Source organism: Intestinibaculum porci (genome assembly GCF_003925875.1).
Classification (GTDB): domain Bacteria; phylum Bacillota_I; class Bacilli_A; order Erysipelotrichales; family Coprobacillaceae; genus Intestinibaculum; species Intestinibaculum porci.
In genome coordinates this window covers 731295-746155 of sequence record NZ_AP019309.1, presented here as the reverse complement: position 1 = coordinate 746155, position 14861 = coordinate 731295, and the positions used below count along the sequence as shown (strand labels likewise).

The following is a 14861-nucleotide window of genomic DNA, read 5'->3' as shown; positions in this document are numbered from 1 at the left end:
TCTTTAACATCGCTGTATAACGTCTGCGAATACCTATTTGCTTAACGTAAAAGAAAGTAAAGATGATCACATCTCTACTTTCTTAGATAATTCAATAATATAACCGCGATGACCAAGTTCCTGCCACTTCGTAACACAGTAATACGATTCCCCATCGATCATTTCAATACCCGAATACGTATTATGATGCTTTTGTGTCTGCAGATCATAACCAACATCTTCACTCATCAGATAGTCATGAACATGAGGGAAGGTATGTACCTGATGTAAGATCTGCAAATCTTCATCCATAATGATAATATGCGTAAAGACGGCTTCATAGCTTTTCACAATCTCCAAATAAGTAGAAAGAGACTGTTTCACCATATTCTCTTCCCGCTTCTTTTTCATTTCCTGCTTATTTTCTAATAACCGTTTTAAAACCAGATCATCAATAGCGCTTTGGTTCTCCGCTTCACTATATAAAGCATAAGCACTCGTCAAATAGGGCGTTAACCGTGATCCGCTGACGACAATTTCCTGAATCCGTTCACCCATTAAACAAATCGTATCAGCAATCGCCTGCTGATTTGTCTCCTGACTGATGACGACAAACAGATCGCCATAAATATAAGCCACTAAGCCTTGATTACGTACTAATTTCTTTAAAACATCCGCAATCTTCTTTAATAAGATATTCACCTGATCCATGCCTTCATCATGAATCATCACCTTTAAATTATCAATGGACAAACAGATATAACTAAAATCAATATGATTGAGTGTATATTCCTTAATATACTGATCTAAAGCAATCTCTAAGCCTGTCTTATTGGCACACTTCGTGACTTGATCCTGATAATTTAGAAAGTTCTTCACGATAATACTGCGATCCGTCACATCCTCAAAGCAGCCAAATAAACCAATAATCTCTCCCTGCTCATAAATGGGCAGTTTAAAGTTACGAATCTTACGTAAGTTGCCATCGACTACACAGATGCCTTCGCGATTAATAATCGTTGCCCCTTCGTTAATGACATGCTCTTCATCTTCTTTAAACTGCATCGGATCTAAGTGATAACCTAAATCCTCATCCCGTTTGCCCAGTAACTCTTTTTCTGAGGCAAAACCGAAATACTTGAGGAAAGTGCGATTTGTTCCGACGAAGCGGCGGTCACGATCTTTCCAGAAGATGCCAATTTTTAACTGATGGAGAATATTATCAAAGAGATTACTGTAAGAAAAGCCGCCTTTATTTGTCAGACTTTTCGCATAGGACGTTTGCGTGCGCGGAGACGAAATAGTATATAGCAGCAAGGGATCCTTGCCATCTTCACAAAGCGAAATGGTAATCCGTTTTAATGGATAATGACCATCTTCATCAAGAATACGAAAGTTATCTTCGACGCACTGACTTGGTGAACTATAAATCCGACTTAACAGAGACTTAGAAGACATAAACTGACGATAGTGTTCCTCTTCCTCCGGATAGAGCTGATGATCAACAAAGAAATTCATCAGGGCACTCGCCTGTAAAACATTATCATGGAGAGAGCTGTTATGTAAGATCGGCGTTGCCTGATCACGACTCGGCTGATATAAATACGCCTGCTCATAACGGCTCGCTAAATACTCCAGCAGTTTTTCTGGCCGATCATCCGTTGCGGCGACCTTCACCTGTCTGATGCGAATCATATACGCTTCTTTGGTTTTCATTGAGGCAATCGCCGAAAGCTCCCCTTCCACTAAAAACGTATTGACAATCACACTAAAAAGCTGCGGCTGCTGATGGCGTTTCGCTTCATTGACAATCATCCGCATATTCTTTTTAAAGACTTGCGGTTTATGATTGAAAAGATCTTCTAAGGCGCTGATGCTGCTCACCTGCAGATTATGCCATAAGGATTGGAAAGCCCCATTCATCGCCAGAAATTTTTTAAAATGATGTTCTACTTCAACGATGCAGCAAGCCTGATCAGGTGCTTCATATAAAGGCTGGCGGCTGATGGCTTCCTGATAATGATATTCAGCGGGCAATTCAAAATCCAAATTATTGTAGCGGGGATGCATTCTTGAATACACAGCATATTCTTTGAAATAAGATCCCTGCATATAATCAATGCCTAACTGGGCAACCAAATCACTAATTTGCTTAGTAGTAACACCTTTCATAATCGTGCGAATGCCTAAACGTTTCGCTGTTAAAATCTGTGCCTGCATAATGACTTGATCATCATGATCAAAATGATCTAAATCCTGCGCATCGAGCTTAAAGGCATTAAAAAGTTCATCAGAGAATAACTTATAATTAGAGATGAAATCGCCATAATCTTCTAGCCATAATTCATAGCCTAAATACTTTAGACGCTCTAACTCTTCAATCACATACTGATCTTTGAAAAGTACTTTATTAGCAGTCAGTTCAATACGCACATTATTGCGGGGAATTTCGTAGAGCGCTGTTTCCTTATTTAAAAGATCAATCATATCACAAAACTCAAAATCATTAACTGAGATATTGAGTGAAAAAGGCTCCATCACCCCATCAAAGTTACGAAATTCCGCATAATCTTTGCATACCTGTTTAATCATATAGGTATCTAAAATATGAATCATATGATGCTTTTCAAGAATAGGGGCAAAATCCTTCGGCTCAAGAATTTGATCATGCACACGATGCCAGCGCGGAGCCGCTTCTAAACCGGCAATCTTATGCGTTCTAACCCGATAGATAGGCTGATAATACACTTTAATATCACCTTTCTGTATGGCTTCTTCTAAGTGCTCGACAACATAGGATTCAAATAACAGCTGCTTACGTGTTTCTTCATCAAAATAGCGCACCCGCTCACGACTGCCCTCCTGGATCGTCGAAGCTGCTAAACGGGCCCGGTCAATCGCGGTGGTAATGCGGGTAATCTCGCGGATGCGATAAATGCCCGTATGAATCGTAACATCCTTATCAAAATAGTATTCATCAAAAGTGACATTGATCTGATGAAGCAGATCCTCAATGCCCTGCTCTGGACATAACACAACAAAGCGATCAGCTGATAAATGGGCAATCAAACATTCGGGAAAATACTGTTTTAACATCTTGACCATCATCCGCATCATCGTATTTCCGGCTTCATAACCATAACGCTTATTAAACCGTTTAAAGCGCGAAATATCAAAGAAACAGATAATCATATGATAAGCCACCAAATCCGTCTTTTCGACCTGCGCTGTCGCATAGCGGGTAAAAGCGTCCATGGTTAAAAGGCCCGTCTGACTATCTAAGTCACTTTCTTCAAAAGCAGGACTGATGGCAGTTTTCTCTTTATGCGGCTGCGCGTGATCCTGATTGCGACGGGCTTTTGCAATCAGCTCATAGATCATCGCCGGAGCAGTCAGATATGCCTGCACAAAACCGAACTGGAGGGTTGTATAAACACGATAATGATTGATTTCATAATGACTGACATTATCTTTAAAGCGCGTCAAACGATCACTAAACTGATCACTATGATCGAGAATAATAAAACTATTATAACCATCCTTATAGATATAATCCTCATTAAAGAAACAAGATGCTAAACGCACCAGCTCTTTAATAACCTGATCCCCAAAATCACTGCCACTGAGATCATACATGCTGCCTAACTCTTTGAGCGTGATCACTAAAACTGATAGTGATGCATTTTGAAACTCACTGATATCCTGATCTAAGACACTCTTTAATTTCACTTGCGTCATCGGATCATGGCTGCGATACCAGGCAATCGTCTTTCTCATAAACATCTCCCCTTTCCCTCTATTATACTTGATTCAAAAAAGTATTTCACGCAAAAAGAGGAGTGCTCACTCCTCTAATTGATGGCTTTGCCATTCACATATAACTTATAGCCATTGAAGTTAATATTACTGTAAGTTGTATCAGCATCTTTTAAAAATGTCACATACGTATCTCCCGTTAACGTGATTTTAGAACTCTTGTCTAATGTTAAAGTGACCTTCTTCGCTTTATTCTTGGTATCGATGGCTCCTTTATAAGTACTATTCATCAGTTTGATCGAAACCGTAGAAATTGAATCGGCTGTAATATTACCCGTTAAAGTCTGTTTTTTCGCATTAAGCGTGACATGACCGCCATTTTGCCCGCTCGTCCCCCAGGCACTCGTGCCTTTAACTGATAATAACGTCCCTGAACCAAAGTTTAACTTCGTGTTATTCAGATTAATCACAGCTTCCGTATTTGTCACAAAGAACATTGGTGCACTCTTATAATAAGCCGATGATTTTAAGATGGATAAGTTACTGTTATTGGCTGTAAATGTGGCAACGCCGCTTTTCGCATCGCCTGACATAGACTGATAAAGCATCACCCCAGCCTGATCAATACGGTCACGATTACCCTTACCACTGGCACTTAACGTCGCATTATTCACAGTCGCTTGGTTTTTTCCTTCAACAACCACAATTTGTGCTCCATAGGCTGTGCCAGTCGTTTTCGTCGCACTAATGTTGCCCGTTGAGTAGATCAGCGGTGACCCAGCACCTTTTGTTGTTAATTTAGAAGACGTCACTTTAACAGTTCCTTCACCACGATCAGTCGCTAACGTCGCACAGCTGCCGCCGGTTGTAGAAATCGTTAAGTTCTTGCCAATAATGGTTCCGCCATATGTGGCATCTAGGCCGCGGCTAGAGTCTGAACCTGTCGTTTTAATGGTAGAATGACTCATATAAATCTTCGCTTTACTGCCAGTCGCAAAAACGGCATTCGCCCCTCTAGCGCTTGTTGCAATGGTTGTATTTGTAATATTTGCACTGCCATTTTGCGCTAAGATGGCCGCATTCACACCACTAAAATCAGAAGCTTCCGTATTTGAAGAAGCTCCGGTTTTCTTCACGGTCGCATTTTTAATGGTGGCCGTTGCCCCTTTCTTTACGAGAATCGCATTCTGATCACGCTTCGAAGATGTCTGACTGCCGGTTATGGTTTTCGTCCCTGTCACTGTGGTCTTTCCGCTCGCCTTCGTCGTTGATGAACTCTTTGAAGAGGGTGCCTGACCACTTGGCATACCATTTTGTGATGATCCATTACCAGGTGCCTGCATTGATTTCGCCTGAATAAGATAATGATTGGCAATATACGCTTCACTAAACGTAAAGCCGCCCGTAACAACGGCTAATAAAGAAATACCCATTGCTTTTGTTTGCCATGTTTTCATCGCTTCACTCACCTTCCGTTTAGAACCTTTACTAACAATCAGATAGAAGACTGAGCCGACGGCCACAAATGATTCCATCCCCATCGCTAAGTAATAATAGATCGCTAAGCTTTGACTGGTTTTCATTTGTTTTGGCTGACTCTGACTGCCGTTTTGCTCCATACCCTGCAGCGTATTATTACTAGGCATTTTTTGCGCAATCGATGGTGGTGTCCCACCCTGTTTCTTAGGATGATTTTTCGTATAAATATAAAACATCATCCCGCCAATACTGCTTACTGATAAACACAGTAAGAGCGTAGCGATGATGTTTTTGGTTTTTCGTTTCATTTCATTCACCTCACTTATGAGTATAGAAGTGAAATATGTGAAACATTTCATATCTCTATAGCGAATATCGGTATGACTTGTCTCGTTATTATTCCCTTAGCTTTTTACTAATTTTGAGCGAAAGAAAAGACATAGCCGTTAAGCTATGCCTAATTTCTTATTTATTATGAGGGATGAATTCCTCTGGTTCATTGAAGGTTGCATCATCAGGATCGAAGTATGGTGCTTCATCTTCACTCTTCTTGAGTTCTGCTAAGCGTTCTGCTTCTTCTTTTTCCTGAGCGATGGTTTCAGGAGATTTTAATGGACCTCTTAAACCAGTACCAGCTGGTAATAAGTGACCAATAATGACATTTTCCTTTAAGCCCTTCAGATGATCAACTTTACCCTTGATGGCTGCATCCGTTAAGATACGTGTTGTTTCCTGGAAGGAAGCACTTGCTAACCAAGAGTCAGTATCTAAGGAAGCCTTCGTGATACCAAGTAAGATTGGACGACCAACTGCTGGACGTTTGCCTTCTTTTAAAGCCTGTCTGTTCAGGTTTGTAAATTCCTGGACATTGACATGTTTACCTGGTAAGACGCCAGTGTCACCGCCATCGATGATACGCATACGTTTCATCATCTGACGGACGATAATTTCGATATGTTTATCGGAAATATCGATACCCTGAAGTGAGTAAACTTTCTGAACTTCCTTCAGGATGTAGTTTTCAACAGCTTCCATTGAAGCTACGGATAATAATTCCTTAGGATCGATAGAACCTTCAGTAATCTTACCACCAACTTCAACCTGATCGCCTACCGCAACGCGGAGTTTTGCACCATATGGTGCTAAGTAGCTCTTTGTTTCTAAATCGTTAGAGACAACGACTTCGGCACGGCCGGCATTATCGATAATGTTAGTAACTTCACCGCTGATTTCAGAGATGATAGATTTTGCCTTTGGATTTCTGGCTTCAAATAATTCCTGTACACGAGGTAACCCCTGAGTGATATCGGCATCACCGGCAACCCCGCCCTGATGGAAGGTACGCATTGTTAACTGAGTACCAGGTTCACCGATTGACTGAGCGGCCATAACACCGACAGTTTCACCGACTTCTACTGGTTCACCCGTTGCTAAGTTACGACCGTAACATTTGCAGCAGACACCGTCTTTAGCACGACAGCCGAAGATAGAACGAATTTCTACTTCTTCAATGCCGGCATCGACAACGGCTTTTGCATCATTTTCATTCATTAACTGATTTGCAGCCACGATGACTTCACCAGTCTGTGGATTAACGATATCTTTTAATGATGTACGACCGATTAAACGGTTAGATAAACCAACGATTTCTGAACCATCGGCATTGTATAAAGCACTAACTTTGAAGCCGCGGTCTGTTCCACAGTCTTCTTCTGTTACAACAACTTCCTGCGCAACATCGACAAGACGACGCGTTAAGTAACCTGAATCGGCAGTCTTTAAGGCCGTATCGGTAGAACCTTTACGGGCACCATGAGTCGAAATGAAGAATTCGGATGCCGTTAACCCTTCACGGAGGGCTGACTTGATTGGTAATTCGATCGTTTCACCCTTAGGGTTAGACATTAAGCCTCGCATACCTACGAGCTGAGTGAAGTTCGAGATGTTACCACGGGCACCAGAGTCTGACATGATGAAGATTGGGTTCGTAACGTCAGAGACGAACTCTTCCTGTACGACATCCTGAACACGGTCTTTAATGTCAGTCCATAATTTGATGACGGCATTATAACGTTCAGATTCTGTTAATTTCCCTTTGGCGTATAACTTCTTAATAACTTCCAGCTGGTCATCAGCTTCATCGAATAAGACGTATTTCTTCTGAGGGATCTGGATATCGGCAACGGATACGGTTAAACCAGCCACTGTTGAGTAATGGTAACCCTGGTTTTTCATCTTATCAAGCATGACACTGATATCTTCAGAATGCTGCGTTTTGAAGGCTTCACCGATGATCTTTTCTAAGGTTTTCTTCGTAAATGGATGAATGATTGGCTGCGCTGCGATATGTTCTTTAATGTTTGTACCAAATGGGACAAAGAACTTATCTGGCGTATGTTTTAAGTTTTCCGCTGAGTCTTCATTCATGAATGGGAATTCCCCATCGAAGATCTGGTTGAAGATAATCTTACCAACAGAAGTAATCAGATAAGCATTGTTCTGTTCTTCTGTGAATGTTTTATTATGTAATGAAGCACCACGGATGGCACAACGTGTATGTAAGTGAACAGTTTTTGCATCATAAGCCATTAAGACTTCGTTCACATCAGCGAAGACTGTCCCTTCACCGATCTTACCCGCTACTTCAGTTGTTAAATAGTAGTTACCAAGCACCATATCCTGTGATGGTGTAACGATTGGTTTTCCATCCTTAGGACCTAAGATGTTGTGGTCACCACGCATTAACTGACGTGCTTCCTGAATAGCTTCTTCACCAAGAGGGACATGGACGGCCATCTGGTCACCATCGAAGTCGGCGTTGAACGCTGGACACATTAATGGGTGCAGACGAATGGCACGCCCTTCAACTAAGATTGGTTCGAAAGCCTGGATCCCTAATCTATGTAAGGTAGGGGCACGGTTTAATAAGACTGGATGCGTGTTGATAACTTCTTCCACAACTGGCCAGATAGCATCATCCATCTTATCGATCATACGTTCAGCAGCTTTGATATTCTGCGCAATCTGATCACGAACTAATCCTGAAATAACGAATGGTTTAAATAAGTTTAAAGCCATTTCTCTTGGGATCCCGCACTGATACATCTTTAAAGTTGGTCCCACTGCGATTACGGAACGACCTGAGTAGTCAACACGTTTCCCTAATAAGTTCTGTCTGAAACGACCCTGTTTCCCTTTTAAAGTATGAGACAGTGATTTTAAAGGACGTCCGCCAGCACCAGTAATTGGTTTAGAACGACGACCGTTATCAATTAAGGCATCAACAGCTTCCTGTAACATACGTTTTTCGTTCTGGACGATAATGGAAGGTGTTCCTAACTCTAACAGTTTCTTTAAACGGTTATTACGAGTGATAACACGACGATATAAATCGTTTAAGTCAGAAGTGGCGAAACGACCGCCATCCAGCTGTAACATTGGACGTAAATCAGGTGGAATAACTGGTAAAACGTCTAAGATCATCCATTCTGGCTGGTTATGAGAAGAACGGAATGCTTCAATAGCATCTAAACGTTTTAATAATTTCTGACGTTTCTGCCCCTGAGCTTCTCTTAATTCTTTGTTAACCTTTTCAAATTCTTCATCTAAGTCTACTTTCTGTAATAAGACTTTGATCGCTTCAGCCCCGATTTTTGCTTCGAACTGATCACCGAATTTTTCATAGCAGTTACGATAATCTCTTTCTGATAAGACCTGTTTGTATTCCAGTGGTGTCGTTCCTTTATCAGTAACGACATAAGAAACGAAGTAGATAATTTCCTCTAACTGTTTCGCTGGCATGTCTAAGATTAAGCCCATGCGTGATGGAATACCTTTTAAATACCAGATATGCGCAACTGGCGTTGCTAATTCGATATGACCCATTCTTTCACGGCGGACAGAAGACTTAGTGACTTCAACACCACAGCGATCACAGACCACACCTTTATATCTGATTTTCTTATATTTACCGCAGGCACATTCCCAGTCCTTCATCGGACCGAAGATGCGTTCACAGAATAACCCGTCTTTTTCGGGTTTCTGTGAACGGTAGTTAATGGTTTCTGGCTTTTTTACTTCGCCATGAGACCATTCACGAATTTTATCAGGAGAGGCTAAACCAATACGGATTGCGGAAAAATTAGTATTTGATGCCATTATTCATCCTCCTCATCATCGTCATCACCGCCGGCAATATCGGCCATGATATCATTTAATGCAGCATCTGTCTGCTCATCATTATAACTTTCTAATGCCTTAGCAGCTTCTTCATCTTCGGCAGATGAATCTGCTTCTTCGTCAGCTTCAGTATCTTCACTCGCTTTCGCGTCAGTGTCTTCATCAGCTTTCTTTTCTTCAGCATTTTCTTCTTTTGGTTTCTTCTCATCGAATGAACGAGGGAAACGACGTTCCTCATCTTCGATATTGCTCATATGGACTTCATTACCGTCATCATCAAGTAATTCTACATCTAAGGCAATGGCCTGTAATTCCTTGATTAAGACACGGAATGATTCAGGTAAACCTGGTTCTGGTAACTTCTGACCCTTAACGATCGCTTCATAAGTCTTAACACGACCAACAACGTCATCTGACTTAACCGTTAAGATTTCTCTTAAGGTATAAGCAGCACCGTATGCTTCAAGGGCCCAAACTTCCATTTCACCGAAACGCTGACCACCGTTCTGGGCTTTACCACCAAGAGGCTGCTGCGTTACTAATGAGTAAGGACCTACGGAACGGGCATGTAATTTATCATCAACCATGTGGCATAACTTGATCATGTACATGACCCCAACAGAGATCTTAGAATCAAATCTTTCCCCTGTCATACCTGAGTAAACCCACTGTTTACCATCAGTTGGTACGCCAGCTTCATGCTGGATATCTTCTAAGTCCTGAGCGTTGATCCCATCGAAGGCTGGGGTTGCAAAGTACTGACCGCCTAATTCACGTGCAGCATAGCCTAAGTGTAATTCTAACACCTGACCGATGTTCATACGTGAAGGTACCCCTAATGGGTTTAACATGATATCAAGTGGTGTCCCATCAGCTAAGTGAGGCATATCTTCGATTGGTAAAATCTTCGAAATGACACCCTTATTACCATGACGACCAGACATCTTATCACCTTCCGAAATCTTACGTTTCTGGACGATGTATACTTTGACAACACGGTTAACCCCTGGCTGGAGTTCATCACCGTTTTTACGGTCAAAGACTTTAATATCATGAACGATCCCGGCCCCGCCATGAGGAACTCTTAATGAGTTATCCTTTACTTCACGAGACTTTTCACCAAAGATCGCTAATAATAATTTTTCTTCTGCTGATAATTCAGCCTGTCCTTTAGGCGTTACCTTACCAACTAAGATATCGCCTTCTTTCACTTCGGCACCGATACGGATAATACCATCACTATCCAAATCACTACGTGCATCTTCCCCAACGTTAGGGATATCGCGAGTGATTTCTTCAGGGCCTAACTTCGTTTCACGGCATTCGATTGAATATTCTTCAATATGGATAGATGTATAGACATCTTCTTTTACTAAACGTTCACTCATGATGACCGCATCTTCGTAGTTATAACCATTCCAAGTCATGAAACCAACGAGGACGTTCTGCCCTAAGGCTAATTCACCATGTTCCATTGATGGTCCATCAGCGATTAATTCATCTTTTTCGACACGCTGACCAGCTTTAACGATTGGTGTCTGGTTTAAGCAAGTCCCGGCGTTGGAAATAGAGAATTTCACTAAACGATACGTTCTTTCACGACCTTCATCGTTTTTAACAACGATCTTCTTCCCATCAACATAAGTAACAACGCCAGCTTCTTTCGTAACGACAGCGGCACCGGAATCGTGCGCAGCCTGCGCTTCCATACCAGTTCCAACATATGGGGTATGAGGATTTAAAAGAGGTACGGCCTGACGCTGCATGTTACAACCCATTAAGGCACGGGTCGCATCATCGTTTTCCAGGAATGGGATACATGAAGAAGCAACGGATACGATCTGTTTTGGTGAGATATCGATAAAATCGATTTCTTCTGGCTTCGCCATGATGTTGTCCCCTAAATGACGAGAAATAACCTGTTCATCTAAGATTCTATTATTTTCATCCGTTTTGACTTTGGCCTGCGCGATGATGTAATTCTTTTCTTCATCGGCAGAAAGATAACGGATATCATTTTCATCAATGACACAGTTATTCACTTTACGGTATGGTGTTTCAATGAAACCATACTGGTTGACTTTGGCATAAGTAGCTAAAGTCGAGATCAAACCGATGTTTGGACCTTCAGGTGTTTCGATTGGACAGATACGACCATAGTGTGATGGATGGACGTCGCGGACTTCGTAACCTGCACGGTCTCTTGATAACCCACCTGGGCCTAAGGCAGATAAACGACGTTTATTTGTTAATTCGGCTAATGGGTTGATCTGATCCATGAACTGAGATAACTGTGAACTAGAGAAGAATTCTTTAATTGCGGCAGTTAACGGACGAATATTGGTTAAAGACTGAGGTGTCACACTATCTGCTTCAGATAAGGACATTCTTTCTTTAACGACTCTTTCCATACGTGATAAACCGATACGGAACTGGTTCTGTACTAATTCACCAACGGTACGGACACGACGGTTTCCTAAGTGATCGATATCATCTAATAAACCAATACGGCTCATTAAGTTAACACGGTCAGCATCCTGTAAGTCGATCGTTTCAAAGATATCGACTAAGTTTAACATATAAGAATAAGCAGCAATCATATCAGAGATTGTAATGAACTTAGATTTTAATGATAAATCTGTCCCGATGACTTTCATCTTTCTGCGACGCGTTTCATCAGTATAGACTTCAATACACTGAATGACTGAGTTAGACTGCATGTTTTCATTTGTCTGCAGGGTTCTCGTATGCGCTCCTGCTTCGAAAACTGGCTTTAATAAATCTAATTCCTTAACGGTAATTTTAGTCCCTTCAGGTAAGACTAAATTGCCATCGACGTCATAGACATCTTCCGCTAAGATACGACCAGCAATACGGTCTAATAATGATAACTTCTTACCTAATTTGAAACGACCAGCTTTTGCTAAATCATAACGTTTAGGATCGAAGAAACGGGTATATAATAAAGTATTAGCCCCTTCCAGCGTTGCTGGTTCACCAGGTCTTAACTTATTGTAAATTTCAATTAAGGCTTCATCAGTATTGGTTGTTGTATCCTTTTCAAACGTATTCTGTAAGAATGGATGGTCACCAAAAACATCAATGATATCTTCATTAGAAGATAACCCTAAAGCACGAAGTAAGATCGTTCCAGGGATCTTCTTCTGACGGTCAATACGTACATTTAAAACATCTTTAGAATCGTTTTCGAATTCTAACCATGTCCCACGTGAAGGAATAACCTGCCCGGTAAAGACAGTTTTCCCTACTTTATCAGTGGCATTACCAAAGTATGCCCCTGGTGAACGTACTAACTGAGAGACAATAACACGTTCTGCCCCATTGATAATAAAAGTACCGGCATCAGTCATTAATGGGAAATCTCCCATGAATACTTCATTTTCTTTAATTTCACCGGTTGAGTTATTTACTAAACGTAAAGTAGCGCGAAGTGGTGCTGAATAAATCGCATCGCGGTCTTTACTTTCATCGACGTCATATTTAGGTTCATCAAAACGGCAATCAACAAACTCTAATGAGAGTGTTTCGTTAAAGTTAGTGATTGGATAGATATCTTCGAATACTTCTTTGATACCTGTTTCCTTAAACCATTTAAAGGAATCTGTCTGGATTTCTACTAAGTTTGGTAGAGCCAGAGACCCACTAATTCTTGAATAATCGCGGCGCACAATTTTCTTGTCTGCGCGTGGTAAATTTTGTTCCAAAGTCCGTTTCACTCCTTTATTCTTCTCAAACTCTTACAAAAAAGCATGCAAAAAAGGATGCTTTTAGATATGAGCTGGCATCTTAGGATGATAGCACAAGACTTCTCTATTGTCAACGGTAAATCAAAAAAGCGCAAAAAACGAAATGCAAAAAAGGATGTTATCATAACATCCTACCACCAGAAATCATCTTTTGGTGTATTAAACTCTGCCATCGCTATTGCCCAGTCATCTTTATATTCTTTAATGGTGTCGATAAAATCATCATAATGCTCGTTGTCAATGTGCCCATGAGCAAGCATGACCTTGTAAAATTTCTTTAAACCGGCAATGGTCTGTTTCACGGACGTTGGCGTTGACCACATGCATTTGTACTGATACCAGCGACCAAAGAAGTCATCGAGATTGCCAAGCGATAAAGAGCCCTCTAAATCGTCTCCACTATAAAATAAACAATAATCAATCAGATAAAAAGAAACATTAAAAAGATGACGGGCAATCGTCTTAGGCTTTAAACTCTTTTCTAGTTCTAAGGTAAATTCTTCTAAATACTCCTTATAGTCATCTAAAATATCCTGATGGCCTTCTTCTTCAAAGAAATCTTCGCTATATTGCGAAAAATCAAAATAACGATCTAAATGATATTCCTTATCCATAATGTACCTCCTGTTTTTATTATCTAAGAAAAACACCTTTAAGACAAGAGAAAAAGACTGCCAGAGACAGTCTTAATCGCGTTTTTCTGATTGTAAAATGTAATAGCCTTTATCTCTTTTTAAGATCGTCACATTGCCAAAAGTCTTCTCCATTAAAGCTTTCGCACTTGGTGCACCCTGCTTCTTCTGGATGACAATGACTAAGCGGCCATTATTATTTAAGTGATGGATACTTTCACTTAAGATCGTTGAGACAATCTTCTTGCCGGCCCGAATTGGTGGATTGGAGATAATCAGATCATAACAACCGGTTACCTGATCATAACAGCTGCTTTCATGAATATCACAAGCACCAACATTGTTGGTTTCCACATTTGCTTTCGCTAGAGCTAAAGCACGCTTATTCACATCCACCATTGTGACCTGTAAATCTGGTTTGTCCCCTTTAAGCAGCATCCCGATCGTGCCATACCCGCACCCTACATCAAGTAAGCTTTGTGCATCTTTAAGATCAATAGCAGCTAATAACACTTGTGTGCCATAGTCAATAAAGTGTTTTGAGAAAACCCCGGCATCACTATGAAATGTGTAATCGCGGCCATGATATGTATATGTGAATGTGGTTGGTGCACTCTTCACATCTTCATTGGTAAAATAATGAGCCATAAAACAAAAAGCCCCGAAGGGCTTTAGGAATCAGATTGATTATTTTACTTCTACAGTTGCACCAGCAGCTTCTAAAGTTTCTTTTAACTTAGCACCTTCGTCTGCAGAAACGTTTTCTTTGATCTTAGCTGGAGTGTTATCTACTAATTTCTTAGCATCAACTAAGCCTAAACCAGTGATTTCACGTACAGCTTTGATAACTTTAACTTTAGATGCACCAACATCAGTTAATGTAACAGTAACTTCAGCAGGAGCTGCATCTTCAGCAGCAGCACCAGCAGCTGCAGCAGCAACTGGAGCAGCAGCAGTTACGTCAAATTTGTCTTCGATTGCTTTTACTAAATCATTTAATTCTAAGATTGTAGCTTCTTCTAAGTAAGCTAAGATATCTTCCTGTGATAATTTTGCCATTGTATTTTCC

General features: G+C 41.0%; 7 protein-coding genes. All 7 read right to left on the bottom strand.

Features of this window, described 5'->3' with window-relative positions; translation table 11 throughout:
• Window positions 1–66: 66 nt before the first annotated feature.
• The 7 genes from SG0102_RS03640 to rplL all read right to left on the bottom strand — a co-directional run bounded on the left by SG0102_RS03640 (window position 67) and on the right by rplL (window position 14851).
• The gene (locus tag SG0102_RS03640) at window positions 67–3756 is read right to left on the bottom strand and encodes an EAL domain-containing protein (RefSeq protein ID WP_162300177.1); all 3690 of its coding nucleotides are present in this window, start codon (window positions 3754–3756) and stop codon (window positions 67–69) included.
• A 74-nt stretch (window positions 3757–3830) separates the two neighbouring features.
• Window positions 3831–5522: a hypothetical protein gene (locus SG0102_RS03635; protein ID WP_125118701.1), complete on the bottom strand. Its 1692-nt coding sequence runs from the start codon at window positions 5520–5522 to the stop codon at window positions 3831–3833.
• A 157-nt stretch (window positions 5523–5679) separates the two neighbouring features.
• Entirely contained in the window at window positions 5680–9372 is a 3693-nt protein-coding gene (rpoC, locus tag SG0102_RS03630; protein WP_125118700.1) for a DNA-directed RNA polymerase subunit beta', read from the bottom strand.
• Window positions 9372–13118: a DNA-directed RNA polymerase subunit beta gene (gene rpoB / locus SG0102_RS03625; RefSeq protein WP_125118699.1), complete on the bottom strand. Its 3747-nt coding sequence runs from the start codon at window positions 13116–13118 to the stop codon at window positions 9372–9374. Before rpoB ends, rpoC begins: the two co-directional genes overlap by 1 nt.
• A 173-nt stretch (window positions 13119–13291) precedes the next feature.
• Window positions 13292–13774: a hypothetical protein gene (locus SG0102_RS03620; protein WP_125118698.1), complete on the bottom strand. Its 483-nt coding sequence runs from the start codon at window positions 13772–13774 to the stop codon at window positions 13292–13294.
• A 72-nt stretch (window positions 13775–13846) separates the two neighbouring features.
• Window positions 13847–14440, bottom strand: coding sequence for a class I SAM-dependent methyltransferase (locus SG0102_RS03615; RefSeq protein WP_125118697.1), 594 nt, complete (start codon window positions 14438–14440; stop codon window positions 13847–13849).
• 39 nt (window positions 14441–14479) lie between these two features.
• Window positions 14480–14851 carry a 50S ribosomal protein L7/L12 gene (rplL, locus tag SG0102_RS03610; protein ID WP_125118696.1) on the bottom strand — a complete coding sequence of 124 codons (372 nt, stop codon included), beginning with the start codon at window positions 14849–14851 and terminating at the stop codon, window positions 14480–14482.
• Window positions 14852–14861: the final 10 nt, after the last annotated feature.